This window comes from Colwellia asteriadis, assembly GCF_039523295.1.
GTDB lineage: Bacteria > Pseudomonadota > Gammaproteobacteria > Enterobacterales > Alteromonadaceae > Colwellia > Colwellia asteriadis.
In genome coordinates, this window is the sequence record NZ_BAAAFA010000006.1 from 208841 (window position 1) to 224998 (window position 16158).

A 16158-nucleotide genomic window follows, 5' to 3' on the forward strand; every position below is an offset into this window, starting at 1 on the left:
TCCATTGATGAGGTTATAATGGCGTAATGATAAGCTATAGGCTGATTATTTCATATATCTTACGCCGAAAAATCTCTACTTATGACGATTAAAGTTATTTAATCGGACAATAATGCCATTGTTCACAAAAACTGTTAGGTAAGGATGGAAAAGCAGGTAGCCCAAGCTCACTCCGATCATTAAAATAAGTATTACTATCACTGACGTAAGATGAGCTATCTTTACCAATAACAATGTTCTTATTTTGAGTCAATTCAATAGCCTGTGACTCTTTAGGTAAAGCTAAAAGATAATTTACGCCCAAGCGTTCCAAGTAAACGACATTATCGGTCATAAGAATGCTATTACGTAGATGTGAAATACCTTCAAGCCCATAACCAATAACCTGACCATTGACTGAATTAGGACCTTGCGCAAGCAAAGAGTTTTTCACCATTAGCTCTCCGCCATTAGGCATATCAATTAAGCGACTATCATCAGCTGATAATGAGGCAATAACACTTGCATTAACCACCAAACTTTCACCTCTAACTTTAATGGCATGCCCTTGGCTTTTCGTTGCAACGAAAACAGACTCTTCGATATAAACAGACGCCTTATTGCTGTAAATACCATGAGCTTGTCCATTATACCCTAGGCGCTCAAAACGACTTTGATATATTTTGATAAACCCCGCTTGTTTGGCAGTTTCTAACACTCCTTCTTGACTACCATGAAAAAAGATATGTTTTAGCGTTAAATTAACGCCTTCTTGACGAATACAAGCACCATTACCGTCTCTATTACTAATACTATGACATTCAATATTATTGACGGTTAGGTTATTACCTTTACTTAAAATAAAACCTTTACCTTGCGCAATGCCTTTTTGAAAAATAACATGCCCCAAGCCAGTGATAGTAATATCGTGTTTAGTAATAACTAGCGGCGTATGATAGGTTCCTGGGGCAATCAGTAGTTCATCGCCATGCTGTAAAGCCGAAACAGCACTTGTTAGATCGCTATATTCTGTACCATTAACTGAAAACGGTTGAGTAAGATGTTGATCCGCAGGCTGAGGTTTCCAAGCATGAAGCACGCTATCAATTTCATCAGCAACACTTTGCATACGCCCATTGGTTAGCGCTTTATAGTCTTTACTTTTTTGCCATGAGTAATACTCCTGGCTAATTTTTTTAGTCACTTTAGCGATTAGATACGGCTGGGTAAGCAACACACCGAACACGACTAAATGCGCCAATAACCCAGAAAAAAATAGGTAGTTCGTTATTATTTTTCTAAAGATGCTTTTCATCGTACTAACCTATCTCTATCATTACTGTTTGTCTGACTCGTTAGGTTTAATTGATACGTACAAAAAGAGTCCGAGGAATACGCCCCAACATAAGGTTTACTCGGTAAATTCTGACAAAAGTCAATAGAGTACTCTGCCGATGACTTATCTAGAGGTAAAATTTCAAGCGGCTTTTTCCAAGAAAAATTCCCTATATCGGGAGCCACAAAGTAATTTGAAAGCGTATCTTTACCGGTTAAAAAATTACGGTTTTCAATTAAATTATTTACTTGGTTAACCGTGGCGTTATCGCGGTTTTTTATACGACCCGACAGTATATTATTTTCAATATTAGCAGTACTCTCAGGATACCTAACATCAATACCTAGGGTGTTATATAAGGTATTGTGCTCAATGGTGCTATCACGTGAACGGTTAACATAAATCCCAACATCGTTTGAGCAATGCATAATAATATTATGGCGAATAACACCACCAACATGCTCCGCACTATTTTGATTACGTCTGTGCTGCTGTAATGAGCCACCGCCACCTAAAGAAAGCCCTAGCGCGGTATAGTTATCAGGTAAATTGGCGGCACAAATCACTAAATTGCGTTCAAAAATTCCTTGTTCGGAGCCACCTTTAAAAAAGGCCGCATAACTGACTTTATCGCCCGCTGATTTTTGAATATCAAAAATAAAGTTATCACTCACTTGCCAATGACTAGCGTGCATTAAATCAAAAGGGGTAACAGGGTTAGGGGTATTTCTTGCGGAGGTATTAAAAAAGGTATTTTGAAGTACCTTGCCATGATCGGGATATGAATAGCCGATACCGTTGACCTTAATCATGGCATTGAAGTCTTGCATAATATTATTTTTGATGACTGTATGTTGTGCTTTGCCAACCACATGAAACGCGTGCTCACATTGCGTATGACTTTTACAATGACCAATGACGTGTAAATTACTAAACTGCCAGTAAGGTTTATTAACCACAAAGCCTTCACCTTTAATAAATAACTTTACGGTACCTAATAAGGCAGCTGTAACCTTAATGGGCAAATGGCTAGTACCGCTGTTGCCTATTTGAATACTCGCTTGATTAATTTTATATTCACCTGGCAATAGCAAAACAGTTTGCCCAGGCTTAGCTTTTTTTAATGCGGTAAGAAGTTCTGAAGCATTAGAGACATAAATATCTTCTAACCTGCTTTGATAGGTGCTTTGTTTATTCGCCCCAGTGCCTGACCAATTAGCTAGATCAATTTGTCTAAAATAGTAATTTTTAACTTCAAAATAGCTCATCGCATTCAAAATTGGCGATACGATACGATACAAATTTGGCTGATTAACTTGTAAGTTATTTTTAACTTTTTCACTAAAAAGCGGAAGTGATAAACCCGTTGAATATACTTTTAGTAATAGCACTACTACAGTAACTACCATAAAAACATTGGCAAGTGCACCAATGATAATCAAGTACTTTTTTAAGATTGTTACCACGCAAAAACTCCATCTATAATAGCGATAATTTTTTAGGTAAAGTTAAACAGTTATTGCTTATCCGTTTGTCGTAACATTCTTTGATAAAGATCTTATAAACCTCTATAAAAAATCTACTATTTATCTAACTGTTTTATATGATTTAATATTGTCTTTACCCTACATTCCCATGTGTTATTTCTAGCAACATGCTTTCTTTCAGCTAAAGCGGTTGATTGCCCATTTTCATTTAATAGCTGTTTAACCTTTTCAATCCACTCATCAGCGCCTTCAGCAATAGCAACAACATTAGAGAACTCTCTAACGGCCTCTATATCAGCAGAAATAACGGGCTTGCCCACAGCCAAATATTCATGAAGTTTTAATGGGTAACCCGAAGATGCCCAACCACTTTTATCTGATTTATAAATCATGGTATTAATATCAAAGTGATGCATGTAGGACGCTATTTCTTCTTTCTTTTTACTACCTAAATAAAAACTATTTTTTAATTTTTTTAATTCATTAAAGGCATTCAAATCTTCTTTTGTAAGGTTATTAACAGGTCCAATCAAAACAAACGAAATATTTTGAAAATAATTAGCCAACGCTAGCCATAGTGACAAATCTGCTTTTTGGTTAATGGCTCCAACATAACCGATTCTCGGCTGAGGAATATCATCCAACTCTATAGGTTGTTCGCTCGCATTAGAAAAGGCGTTATAATCAACCCCATTAGGTACAAACTTTACTTTATTCTCTGGTTGCGCTTTCAAGTAACGCTCTTGAATAAGTAGCGACGAAGTAATAATGAGATCTGCTTGAGTAGATAACCGATCATCATTTTCTTTCTCATGGCTACCGTAGCCGCTTTGCTTTGAATAGTCATCGTAAGCATGAAAAACTAAATAATCATGCTTAATATGTTTCACGTACTCAAAAAATACTGGATGAAATATATATAAAACTACCGGTTGCTCTTTAGAAATATGCTTAGTTAGTTTGGCTACATAATGCTCTATAGATATTTTATCAAGCAACGCCACTCTAGGCGTTCTCAAAAAAAAGTAGCTCGGATTAACTACGGTAACATTATCTTGTGTTGTGTGTGCCGTGCTAAAAAGTGAATTAACAAGTTTTCTAAACGTAAAGTGCCATGTAAATAATGCCCCGTTTCCGTAAGTAACATTATGTTGCTGACCAATAAGGCTAAACAGCTGTTGTCTATTCATCCAGCGACTTTGCCATTCGTTTGGAGCTAACACGATAAATTGCATCACTTTTCCTTTACTATTGATAGATACTTTCTATTTTCGCGGTATATGAATTCAATAAATAACGACTCACTATTATTCACCGTCTGAATGTCGCACTCATAATGAACAAAAATTTGTGCTGTTATTCATTTTTATTTAGTTCGCTTTAATATTTTGTATAGCGTTGGGTAATCTTCTTCTAACTTATCAACAAATAATTGTTTTTTACTTTTAGCATGCTTTTTCAGCATTTTATCATCATATTTTAGTGCTGACTTTTTCGCTTCATTAACCTCCTCCGCAGTAAGTACCCTAACATTAGACAAAGTATCAGCGATTTTTTTGGTATTATTTTCCCATGAGAAGTGACACACAGCATACTCTCTCGCTTGTGCTTTTAAGTTTTGAATATTATTTTGATTATCAACATAAAACTTTAACGATTCATGCAAAGAATCAAGCGAAACTTCACATTGCGGCCAATAATAGCCATCCCATCGAGACCATAACTTTTCAATATTGACAGTTTTACCATTTTCGCCATGCTCACCAACAAACTCATTCATAGGTCCATTATCTGGTACGATAATAGGTAATCCAGCCGATGCAGCTTCTAATATTGTAAGACCTATACCGTCTAACCTAGATGGATAAACGTAAACATCTCCTAAATGATATAGACCTGGGGCAGAAACAGTATATTCATGTAACTCTAATGAACCTGAACTTAATAGTTTATCTATACCTGCTGCTAACTGTGGAAAAGCCGCTTTGAGGTCTACTTGACTATGCACTATTAATTTAGCTTCACCTTCTAGCCTAAGGAATGCTTTTATTAATAAATCGGTTCCTTTTCTGTAAGGACTCATGCCCGCAGAATGGAAAAATTTAACTCCTCCTTCACCTTCGTTGTGCTCTTGCGGTTGATAAAGGTTGGTATCTGTTCCCCATGGAAAGAAAAGACACTGAGGGTGGTGCTCAAACACGCTACGGTGTCGCTCAGTATTACAAATTAGAAAGTCATAAACCCCAAAACACGGTACAATTTCTTCAGTATAGTAATCAATATATGCCCCTGTTTTGATATTCAAGTCGCGACAAAGAAGAACCGGCGCCCATATTTTTTGCTCATTAAAAAGTACGAGCTCAATTTCGTTGTCTAGTAACCAAGCTCTGAAATTTTCTAAGTTGATATCTGTAAAAGCAAATGTTAGTGGCTTTTTTGCCCAAGTAACATAATCACCATCCCAATTAGGATCACCTATTGCAAATTCTTCGCCACCTCGAGCATAAATAAAGACATCATGCTCGTGTTCAAGCACTTCTTTAAACTGCTTTGACACATACGCAGCACCTCGCTCAAACCATGTTGTTACAATGCCGATTTTCATAACTTTCCTTATTAATCAATTACCAGTTAAATTTTAATTTTGAACGGATATACTCTTTAAATTTTGAAGGAAATAACTTACTGGTATACCTTCCAATGAACAGGGCAAACTTTTGTAATCGCACTATGATAAATGCGTCATAGAACAAGTTGATACAATGGCCTAAAGTCTTTCCTCTTCTTTTAAATTCAAACTGACTATGGTCTGCTGACATAAACTCAGAAATATTTAACTCGTTTAATTTAAATGCATTATTTAGCTTATCTGAGGCTATTGTAGAAGGAGAAAATCCTTTCAGCTTAACGAGTACATCTTCAGCACTATTATCTAAAGTTAGAATGGCATCTTGATACCCCAGTCTACCAATTACATTATTTATCTTTGGATCATAAGACAATGCAACAAATGGTATATTAGACATAATGGCAAATAAATTGGCATGTAGTCTCATTGATATCAACCCTTCTAAGCCCTTAATAGACTCTAATGTTTTTGAAAAACAACGCTCGTCACTAAGTTCTATTTTATCGGGAAATAACTCTAATAACTGTCGATACAAAATTAAATCATCAGATTCATAAGCAAAAAATACAGGTGTAACTCCATCATTCAACAGCTTTTCAATCATTTCTGCTAGAAAATCAATATGTAAACCCTTCCATTGTCTAAAGGCTAATCCTACCCGGCCTGTCTTCTTGGCTTCATGTTTGGTTAATTGACTATTGATCAAATATATTGAATCACTTCCTAGATCGCATTTGTAACTATATTCACCATAAGCATTATTTGACGCATTCAACGACTCAATATCTCTATAATTAATTCGTTGTACGCTATCTAAGAATCGATGACCCAAAGTATGACCATAGTCTGAGCGAATAGGACCAAAACCTATTCCTGTAGCCAATGACGGTATTTTGTAATATTTTGCTATGGCAGCAATAAGAGTACAGTGCTCCATTAGTTTTGCACTGTGAACGTCTTGCAGAATACCGCCACCTACAAAAATAATACGATCCATTTTTCGAATCGTAGCAACTAATATAAAAAAGTCTTTGGTTGTAATAGGCCTCCCTGGATATGTACATTTTAAGTAGTGGTAAGATTTACCTAAATATTGTTCACTTACATCCGGCTGTCCTGTGGCAATATATATTTCTGTACTATCACTTTGAATTTGCTGAGCAACCGCTGCACCTATAGCTTCGTCACCGACGTTCAACCCACCTATATAGCCTACTAACAATACTTTTTTCATACTTTCATCTTTTATAATCATCATCCTTAAACCACAGTAGGCACATACACCCACCAAACCTTTTAACTAACTTTCAATAACTTAGCCTTTATTTTATTTCGAACACTAATCAAATTTAATCTCACAAATTGAGATAAATCTGACTCGGGAAAAAGTCTTAGATATATCAAGGTGAAGAAACCATAAATTACTATACCTATTATGGCTTTCAGTAGCAGCATTAATAAATTACTCCCTAAACTCACAACTTGTAAATAAGGAAGAAGTAACTCAATACTTATGTACATTAGTAAACTAGTAAAAACAGGGAATACAAATACCTTGGCACATTTGATGAGGGAGATAGATAAATATCTACTAACAATTAAAAAACTTAATGGCATGGTAATAAGTGATACAAATAAAATAACAAGTGATGCTCCAAGCGCCCCTGAACGCTCAACGAAGTACAATAAAAGAGGAATAATAAAGATAATGCGCACTAGAGATATTAATGACGGTATATTTGGCTTACCAATAACAACAAAAACAGTACCAATATTTTGCACTGCACACCGACTAAACCCATAGAGAGACAATATAGCAATAATAGGAATTATCGGTTGCCACTGCTCACCTAGTCCTAACTGAACAATTTCTGGGGAACATATTGAAATCCCCACTGAGACTGGCGCACTGACGAAAATAATAATTTCCGTGATTTTTAAAAACGTCGCTCTAAGCTTTTCAATATCATTTTTTAATTTCGCATAACCTGGAAAAATAGAACGACTCAAAGGGAATAATAACTCTGTTGTTGGCAAATTTGAAATTTCATAACCTACGGTATAATAACCTAGTTGTTCAGCACTTGATTGTTTACCAACGATAATGTCAGTAACCTTATGGTTAAAGAAAATAAGTAAGTTATTAAGTAGTAGCCATTTAGAAAACTTGAATAACTCCTTCGCTTCACTCAATTCTAACTTAGGCCTGTATGGATGCATTAAAAACGACATGAAAGTCTTAGCAATTGCATTAGCATACATACCTATCACTAATGCCCAATAGTTTTCTAGATAAAATGTAAAACCTATGGTTATAACAAAAGAGAATAATTTTGAATACACCTCAAGCGGGAACTCTTTTGCTAAATCCAACTCTTTTCTATACAGAACAAATCCAATATTTTGTATTGCAGTGATAAATGGCAAAAAAGCTACAGCAAGCACCAACTCCTCTACTCTTTGATCGTTATAATACGTAGCGACTAAACCACTGACAGAAACTAATACTGTAGAGAGTATTAATCCCATAATTAACTTTAGAGTCCATGCAGAATCTAAGGTTTTATTCGTGACATTGTCTTTTTGAATGATATTTAAATCAAAACCAAAGCTGGTAAAAACCTCAAGAAAAGCCACAACAATCATACACATAGCAATAACACCAAAGTCCTCTGGTGCTAATAGTCTTGCTAAAATGACGGTGCTTATTAATCCTAAAGATTTAACTAAAAACTTAGTGAATACAGCCCAACCCGCTCCTATTGCAATTTTTTTATTTAGCGCATCCATTAATCAAGCGCTCTTAGTAATAAATCTAGCTGCTGTGTTTTGGCATAACGAGAATAATGCGCACTTTGTCTTTCGCCGCCCGGTTGTTGTTCCAGCATACGTAAAATGGCTTGCTTAATATTTTCACGCGTTTCAGCAACTTCTGTTGCTGAAACAGTACTTAGTAATGTTCCTGTAGCGCCTTCTTCTGGCGTGAGCGCGAGTATAGGTTTATTACAACGAATATACTCATAAGCTTTACCTGGAATTTGATTATTAAAAAGCTTCCCTTGAATTAACAGCAAAGCATTGGCTGACATCATTTCAGCTAACGACTCTTTATAAGCAATGTTAGCTCTAAACTCTACGATATCTTCAATAGCTAGTTCGTTAACCTGCGACTTAACCGCTGAACTATTCACTGCACCACGGAACACAAGCACAAAGTTACTACGGTCAATAGAGCCTGCTTTTTTAAGCATTGATAAGGCGCTAAATAGCGCTTGCGGATCTCGTCCTTGGGGGTAAACTGCACCACTGTGCAATAACGTAAAACGTGAAGTATCAATTGTATCTACCGTAGGTAAGTCATTAAAATTAGCTTCGTCAAAGCCGTTTTCAATCACACAAAATTTAGCTAGTTTTTCATTGGGGTATAATCGACGATAAAGCTGCGCTGATTTTTCAGTGGTAAAAACGGCTTTAGTACAATGTGTTATTGTCTTCTTTTCAATCCATTTTGCCACAAAGCTGTATTGTTGAGCATTACTATCATAGCGACACTGTAAAGGATCACGATAGTCTGCTACCCAGCTAATTTGACTCTGTTTATGCAATTTATAAGCAATATAATGCGCCGTAGATACTGGATAAGTTGACCAAATAATATCAGGCTTATATTTGGCAATTAATTTTTTACCTAAAGGTACGGCACTAATAGCCCAACTCCACCAACGGTCTGGCACTTTACTCCATGAAAAATACTTACCTTTAATTGACAAATCTCTTGCTGAATCAAGTGATTTACAGCGATAAACCTTTATTGACTCAGGTATTTTGATATGGCTATCTACTGAGCCATACACACTTTCATTTACAGTCAATACAATAGGCTGCCAGCCTAGCGCTGCTAGATACTCAGCAAACTTTAATGTTCTTTGTACTCCTGCACTTTGACAAGGTGGAAAATCTAACGCGACCATAAGAATGGTTTTATTTTTAGGCACACTCATTTACCAATTAACCTTGTATACTTTTCATTAAAATTTAATGCTAAACGTAAATTAAACTTGAACTCGGTAATATCCCAAGGAGTAAAACGACATAAAGAAAATAAATTACTATTTTTAGATGAAATACAGCCCCAATCAGTACTGAATGCTGCCGTAAAGCCACACTCCTTGGCTATTCGTTGATGGTTATCATTAAAATCAACCTGAGATTTACCGTTGGGGTAAGCGAGAAAATTGACCGGTTTATTGGTTATTTTCTCTAAGTGCTGCTTTGAAAGCATCATCTCAGATTGTACTGTTTGGTCTTGTTCACAGGTTAATATTGGGTGGTTAACAGTATGCGCGCCAATTTCCATCCCAGCATCAGACAAAGCAGATATTTGTTGCTCACTTAAAAATTGATGCTTGAGTTGAGGCTTACCAGTTTTATTTAATAGCTGTTCAATTAAAATATTACGATCATCATTGCTTTGATATTTAATTATTTTAGCTATTTTCTTAACGCACTCTATTCGTTGACTATAGGTAGCAACAGGATAAGTTACCTCTAAGAAAACTAATGCTTCGTCACTAGCAGGTAGCTGCATTATTGCTGATGAAACCAGTTCATCCCACAAATAGCCCTGCTGAATGCCTGAGGTACTAATAAAGAATGTCGCAACTAGCCCATGCTTTTGTAATAAAGGAAATATTTTAGTGTAACTGTCTGAGTAGCCATCATCTATGCTAATCGCTATTGAGCGTTTAGGTAGCTTACCTTGCGCCTGCAATGCTAACCCCTCAGTTAAGCTAACAGGGTTAAAATAGCGTTTAAGCCAAACAAGCTGTTGTTCAAAGCGTTTTTCGTCCATACATAGCTGGTTATACGACTCACCAACACGATGGTATGTCAGTACTGTTAGGCTATTTCGGTTAACCAACGCTGAAATAATACCAACAAACAACTTAATCGATATTTTATGCATACCGATGTCCTTCCCTTTTAATAGTTACTTTATTTTTTTGTCGGTGAATCAGTTCACATAAAATATGTGCTAGAGCAAAAATAGCAAAAGATAAATCAAAATAAGGCAAGCTCAATGCCGCGCCACCCGCACAATAAGCAATTAAAGAAACCTTTAACATGCGTGCTAAGCCAATAAGCCATTCATCGTCAGTATTACGCGTGACCCAGCTTAATTTTCTATAAGTAATTAAGAGAATACTTAAAAACATAAGTAAGCCCACAAAGCCTAAATCGCCCAGTACTTGAAAATAAATACTGTGTGCCGCTTTGGCTTTAGGAAAATGAATACCAGTAGTATCAACAATAAAGTTGAGTTTATAAAAATCAGGCTCGTATAACATCCATAAGGCTTGGTTTTGTCCCGCTTTAAAGCCAGCCCCAAAAATAGGATTATCTAACGCCATCAATGTTGCTTGTTTCCATGCCATCACTCGCCCTAAAAACGACGTATCTTGATCCATGGTTTCTATGGTATTCATGCGTCCGGTCCACTCGTCAGAAACAAAGGCGCTACTAACACCTACTGCAACAACAAGAAAAAGCGAAACCAGTATTTTACGTTTACTTTGTAAAAAAAAGTAACCGCCAACCACAATAAGTGCAAGTGTTCCGCCTCGAGAATAAGAGCCGAGAATAGCAACAATATTAAAAGCCACAGCCCCCATTAAAGCCAACCTAAGCCATTTAGATTTAGTTTGACTTAACAAGAATACAATCAAAGGAATTGTCATATTTAAGGCTAACGCTAATTCGTTTCGGTCTTCCAATCGACTTCCTGGAATGCCGGCAACAGTATGTCCACCAGCAGTAACTATATATTTAAGCCCTTCAGCTGCGCCAAAATAAGCTGCTGATAGGCAAATTGCCCAAAGAAAAACATTGATGTGATGCTTAGTTTTAATGACAAAAATACAAAGAAAGTAAAAAATGATTATTTTTAAGAAAATATTCCATTCAAACCAAACAACACTAGGATTAGATAGCGTTAAAACACTTGAAATAGTCGACCAAATAAAAAAGATTAAAATTAAAACCGTTAGCCCTGAAACGTCAGTTTTAATTTTATTTCTTTGAAAGAAATAAGAAAGAATTGTCGCAAGCGCAATAAGCATATTATAACGCAGCGACGAGGCAAATCCCCACACCCAACCGTTAGGAAAAAACATTGCACTCCAGATCCATAACGACACACCGATGTAAGGACGCTTAAAAATGAAATACAGTAGAAAAGGAAAAACTAAAACGAGAAATATATCGCGCAACTACTTATCCTCGTTATCATTTTTAACAGCCCAGTAGCATAAAAATGCGATAGATATTAAGTTAACTAAAAACAATAAACTATCCATGACGACTGATGTCCTCTTGATGAGTTTTAATAACTTGCTTAAGCAATTGGTATTGTTTTTCACTAACCTGTTGCCAACCAAAATGCTCGGCCTGCTCTCTTACCTTAGCCGATGAAATATTCTTAGCGAGTACTGAATGAATACTCGCTGCTATAGCACCGCTATCTCGCTGCATAATTAACTCGCCAGCGTTGGGATGAGTGATTATTTCAGCACTACCGCCAACATTAGTCGCCACAACCGGAGTGCCAGATGCTAACCCTTCTAATAAAACGTTTGGCATGCCTTCTCTACTTGAGGCTAACACTAATAAATCAGCACTAGCATAATAGCCAGGTAATTCGGCTTGCTGAATGTTACCTGTAAAAAATACTCTGTCTTGTAAGCCTAACGCTGTCACTAATTGCGTTAACTCGGCTCTCATTTGACCTTCACCAATCACAATAAGCTTAACCTTAGGTAATTGAGTTAGCGCCTCAATGATTAAGTGATGCCCTTTCAACTCAATTAAATTACCGACACTTAGGATTAGTTTTTCATCTTTTTCAAATGAAAAAGGTAACGTTGGATGAGTTGCATCAGGGGTAAAAAAATCTAAATCGACGCCATTACGCAATACGATAGGTTGTTTTGCTTGAGGTGCGAGCTTGACCATTTCATTCGCTAAAGCTTGAGAGACCGCTGCACTTGCATTAACTGTCATTAATGCCTGTTTAATGCGTTTACCTGCAATAACATTATCAGGAATAACATTAATATCGCTACCACGCGCTGTTACCATAACCGGAATATTCAGCTTTTTACCTAACCAAGCAGCGACGATACCATCTGGGTAAAAGTAATGACTATCTATCATATCAACTTGGTAACCGCTTAACGTTAAAGACTTCAGTGCCTTTAGGCAGCTACGGTATAAAAAATACGGTGTTATATTCATTCCTACTTTGGGAATGACAAAGTATTTAGGGTGAAAAACGTCAATGCCACTACGTTTTTCCTGTGTTACTACTTGGCTATATTTTTTATATTCGGCAACAGGCAACCAGCTCGGAAAATACGGCACAGGCGCAATCACTTTAACCTGAGCATCAGGATAACGCTTAACTAATTCTCTCACTCTATTTTCAATAAAAACACCATGACGGTGCTGAATATTATTAGGGTAAAGTGTAGTTAATACGACAATATTCATTATTTTATCAGTGAGTTATATAATGGAAGGTAATTACTTACGCTGTTTTTCCAATTACGGATATTTTCAACGTAGTTTCTACCGTTAACTAAGACACTTTGTAATTTTTCTTTGTCGTCAAGTAACTCAACGATGCGCTCACTTAGCTGTTCATCATCGCCCGCCTGAAATAAAAAACCGGTTTCGTTATCAATAATCAGTTCTCTATGTCCACCAACATCAGATGCAATAACGGGTTTACCTTGCGCCATAGCTTCTAATGGTTTTAACGGTGTTACCAATTCAGTTAAGCGCATAGGTTTACGCGGATAAACTAATAAGTCGACCAAGCTATAGTACTTACCTACTTCACTATGGGCGACACGACCCGTAAAAATAACTTTGCCTTCAATACCTAATAGCGTTACTAACTGCTTTAAGTTTTGCTCTTGCGGGCCACCACCTACTAATAATAATCGTGCCTTAGGATTGTGAGCCAGTATTGCTGGCATTGCCTTAATCGCTAAGTCTAGCCCTTCATAGGCATAAAAAGAGCCTAAAAACCCCAGCACATCGCAACCTGTTAGCTCTAATGTTTCAGCAAGATCAGCGTTATTGGTTTTGTCTTGCGCTGTTATTACATCAAATTGCTCAATATTAACGGCATTACCAATAACGGTAAATTTACTTTCTGGGAAGCCACGATTAATCAAGTCGCCTTTAAGGCCTTCACAAATAGTGGTAACGGCGCTGGCATGACGAACAACATGGGTTTCCATTTTACGAGTTAAGCGATAACGTAAGTCGTTTTCTTTACAGCTACCATGGTCAACCGCTGCATCTTCCCAAAAGGCACGAATTTCATAAACCACCGGTAAACCAGACTTGCGCCCTGCCTTTAATGCGGCTAATCCGTTCAATGCTGGAGAGTGAGCATGAATAATGTCAGGCTTTTCGATTTCAATAACTTCTAAAATACGCGCAACCATAGGCGCAACATACGCCAGCTGATTTAAAACGGGTAGTTTTGACATAACCCCTGAAATAGGTGCGCTACGATAAAATTTAAGCCCGTCTACTTCTTCAACCTCAATTTGGTCATTACCATGTTTAGGGCTAGTAACATGGCACGTTTCTATACCCAATGCTTGTTGTTGCTTTAAAATAGAGCGACTACGAAAGGTATAACCGCTGTGTAGTGGAATTGAATGATCAAATACATGTAAAACTTTCATTATTTTCTAGTACCTTCTATGCTGCTTCAGCTTGTTTATAAAAAGAAGCAAACATTAATAATGTCCATAATGGTGCGCTATATTCACGTCGACCTGATTGATGGTCATCTAACCATTGAGTAATGGTGTTCATATTAAATAAACCACTGTTATGCATTTGTTCACTCAACAAAGTATCACGTAGTTTTTGCTTTAACGGTCCTCTAAACCAGTCAGCTAATGGCACTCTAAAGCCCATTTTTTTACGATAAAGCACATCGTGTGGTAAGTGTGGCTCCATCGCTTTTTTCAAAATATATTTACCACAACCGTTTTTAAGCTTTAATGCTGTTGGAATTTTAGCGGACCATTCTACAAATTTATGATCAAGAAACGGTACTCTCACTTCTAAGCTGTGCGCCATACTTGCACGGTCAACTTTTGTTAAAATATCGCCAACTAAATAGGTTTTAATATCTAAATATTGAATCAATGATAATGGGTCATTACCATCAAAGTTGGCTTGGTGTTCTCTAAACACTTCAAGTGCGGTATAGCCTTTTAGTTCTTGATATAATTCATCAGAAAACAATGCCTTGCGCTGAGCATCATTTAATAATGACACGCCATGAAAGTAGCCTTCGGCGGTGTCCATTGCTAATGATTGAAAAGTAGTTTTTGCGCGTAAAAACTGTGGTGCCCAATCCATTTTAGGGTAGATTTTACCTAAGGTACCAAAAATAGGCTTACGTACCGAATAAGGTAAAATAGAACGTACTTTTTCTTCGTTCATCATCAAACCATAGCGACGATAACCCGCTAATAACTCATCTGCGCCATCGCCCGATAAACAAACAGTAACTTTTTCGCGTGCCATTTGGCAGACACGGTAAGTAGGCATAGCAGAACTATCAGCATAAGGTTCATCATATAAGCCCGCAAGAATATCAACTAACTCAAAATCATCGCTGGCAACAATTTGCTCGTGATGGTCAGTTTGGTACATTGCAGCAACTTCGCGCGCGAAATCGGTTTCATTATAATCTTTAACATCAAACCCTATTGAGCAAGTAGTAACTGCTTTTTTCGTGTCACTGTCTTGATTAGCATCTAAGGTTTCAGGATTAGACAATTGTGACATCATGGCGACAACAGCACTTGAGTCTACGCCTCCTGATAAAAAAGAGCCTAGTGGCACATCAGCCATCATGTGACTTGCAACTGCGCCTTTAAATTGTTTTTCCATATCGGCAATATAATCGTCTTCGGACATATTAATTTGCTGTGCGTAACTCACGTCCCAGTACTGTTCAATAACAGGTGTCAAGTTACCGGATTGTAGCGTGATAGTATGTCCAGGAGGTAATTTAGCCACTTGTTGATAGATAGTATGCGGCTCTGCGGCATAGCCTAAAGCAAAATATTGTTCGATAGCCTTTGCATCAATTTTTTTATTTAACCCGGGTACTAACGTGATACTTTTCAGTTCTGACGCAAAATATAAAGTGCCCTCGATAATAGAATAGAATAATGGTTTTATCCCTAAGCGATCGCGAGCAATAAATAGCGTTTTCGCTTGTTTATCCCATATGGCAAAAGTAAACATACCTTGTAATTTATCAACACAAGCACTGCCCCATTGCATGTATGCATGTAGAATGACTTCAGTGTCACTATGACTATGAAATACATGTCCAAGCTGCTCTAACTCAATACGGGTATCTTTGAAGTTATAGATTTCGCCATTGAAAATAAGCACATAGTTGCCATCATCACTGGCCATTGGCTGTTGACCTGTTGATAAGTCAATAATGGATAAACGACGATGCCCTAGTGCAACATGTTCATCTAAATACTCGCCGCCCTCGTCTGGTCCACGATGAAATTGCGCCTGATTCATTTGCGCTAATAATTGTTGATTAACTGACGCTTCAGTTAGTGATTTTTCAGCTGCAAGGTGGAGAAAACCGGTAATACCGCACATTC

12 protein-coding genes are annotated in these 16158 nt (G+C 37.1%); all 12 read right to left on the minus strand.

The window, feature by feature from the left end; all coding sequences use genetic code 11:
- Nucleotides 1-94: 94 nt before the first annotated feature.
- On the minus strand, nt 95-1294 hold the full coding sequence (locus tag ABD005_RS10310) for a right-handed parallel beta-helix repeat-containing protein (RefSeq protein WP_343817340.1): 1200 nt from the start codon (nt 1292-1294) through the stop codon (nt 95-97).
- A complete protein-coding gene (locus ABD005_RS10315) occupies nt 1291-2781 on the minus strand; it encodes a chondroitinase-B domain-containing protein (protein ID WP_343817341.1) in 1491 nt (496 codons plus the stop codon). The genes ABD005_RS10310 and ABD005_RS10315 overlap by 4 nt, the downstream gene beginning before the upstream one ends.
- A gap of 116 nt (nt 2782-2897) precedes the next feature.
- Nucleotides 2898-4037 carry a glycosyltransferase gene (locus ABD005_RS10320; RefSeq protein WP_343817342.1) on the minus strand — a complete coding sequence of 380 codons (1140 nt, stop codon included), beginning with the start codon at nt 4035-4037 and terminating at the stop codon, nt 2898-2900.
- Nucleotides 4038-4168: 131 nt separating this feature from the next.
- Nucleotides 4169-5407 carry a glycosyltransferase family 4 protein gene (locus ABD005_RS10325; protein WP_343817343.1) on the minus strand — a complete coding sequence of 413 codons (1239 nt, stop codon included), beginning with the start codon at nt 5405-5407 and terminating at the stop codon, nt 4169-4171.
- Between the two features lie 19 nt (nt 5408-5426).
- Nucleotides 5427-6665, minus strand: coding sequence for a polysaccharide pyruvyl transferase family protein (locus tag ABD005_RS10330; protein WP_343817344.1), 1239 nt, complete (start codon nt 6663-6665; stop codon nt 5427-5429).
- 62 nt (nt 6666-6727) lie between these two features.
- Entirely contained in the window at nt 6728-8221 is a 1494-nt protein-coding gene (locus tag ABD005_RS10335; RefSeq protein ID WP_343817345.1) for a lipopolysaccharide biosynthesis protein, read from the minus strand.
- On the minus strand, nt 8221-9432 hold the full coding sequence (locus ABD005_RS10340; protein ID WP_343817346.1) for a glycosyltransferase: 1212 nt from the start codon (nt 9430-9432) through the stop codon (nt 8221-8223). Before ABD005_RS10340 ends, ABD005_RS10335 begins: the two co-directional genes overlap by 1 nt.
- Nucleotides 9429-10397, minus strand: coding sequence for a polysaccharide deacetylase family protein (locus tag ABD005_RS10345; RefSeq protein ID WP_343817347.1), 969 nt, complete (start codon nt 10395-10397; stop codon nt 9429-9431). Before ABD005_RS10345 ends, ABD005_RS10340 begins: the two co-directional genes overlap by 4 nt.
- Nucleotides 10390-11700 (minus strand): putative O-glycosylation ligase, exosortase A system-associated, encoded by a 1311-nt coding sequence (locus ABD005_RS10350; protein ID WP_343817348.1) that lies wholly within the window; start codon nt 11698-11700, stop codon nt 10390-10392. Before ABD005_RS10350 ends, ABD005_RS10345 begins: the two co-directional genes overlap by 8 nt.
- Before the next feature lie 79 nt (nt 11701-11779).
- Nucleotides 11780-12979 (minus strand): glycosyltransferase family 4 protein, encoded by a 1200-nt coding sequence (locus ABD005_RS10355; RefSeq protein WP_343817349.1) that lies wholly within the window; start codon nt 12977-12979, stop codon nt 11780-11782.
- Nucleotides 12979-14193: a TIGR04063 family PEP-CTERM/XrtA system glycosyltransferase gene (locus ABD005_RS10360; protein WP_343817350.1), complete on the minus strand. Its 1215-nt coding sequence runs from the start codon at nt 14191-14193 to the stop codon at nt 12979-12981. Before ABD005_RS10360 ends, ABD005_RS10355 begins: the two co-directional genes overlap by 1 nt.
- 16 nt (nt 14194-14209) lie before the next feature.
- Nucleotides 14210-16156 carry an XrtA/PEP-CTERM system amidotransferase gene (locus ABD005_RS10365; protein WP_343817351.1) on the minus strand — a complete coding sequence of 649 codons (1947 nt, stop codon included), beginning with the start codon at nt 16154-16156 and terminating at the stop codon, nt 14210-14212.
- Nucleotides 16157-16158: the final 2 nt, after the last annotated feature.

Coding starts and splice junctions, on each gene's coding strand:
- ABD005_RS10310 (WP_343817340.1), bottom strand. CDS start 1,294: ATGAAAAGCATCTTTAGAAAAATAATAACGAACTACCTATTTTTTTCT.
- ABD005_RS10320 (WP_343817342.1), bottom strand. CDS start 4,037: ATGCAATTTATCGTGTTAGCTCCAAACGAATGGCAAAGTCGCTGGATG.
- ABD005_RS10325 (WP_343817343.1), bottom strand. CDS start 5,407: ATGAAAATCGGCATTGTAACAACATGGTTTGAGCGAGGTGCTGCGTAT.
- ABD005_RS10330 (WP_343817344.1), bottom strand. CDS start 6,665: ATGAAAAAAGTATTGTTAGTAGGCTATATAGGTGGGTTGAACGTCGGT.
- ABD005_RS10335 (WP_343817345.1), bottom strand. CDS start 8,221: ATGGATGCGCTAAATAAAAAAATTGCAATAGGAGCGGGTTGGGCTGTA.
- ABD005_RS10340 (WP_343817346.1), bottom strand. CDS start 9,432: ATGAGTGTGCCTAAAAATAAAACCATTCTTATGGTCGCGTTAGATTTT.
- ABD005_RS10345 (WP_343817347.1), bottom strand. CDS start 10,397: ATGCATAAAATATCGATTAAGTTGTTTGTTGGTATTATTTCAGCGTTG.
- ABD005_RS10355 (WP_343817349.1), bottom strand. CDS start 12,979: ATGAATATTGTCGTATTAACTACACTTTACCCTAATAATATTCAGCAC.
- ABD005_RS10360 (WP_343817350.1), bottom strand. CDS start 14,193: ATGAAAGTTTTACATGTATTTGATCATTCAATTCCACTACACAGCGGT.
- ABD005_RS10365 (WP_343817351.1), bottom strand. CDS start 16,156: ATGTGCGGTATTACCGGTTTTCTCCACCTTGCAGCTGAAAAATCACTA.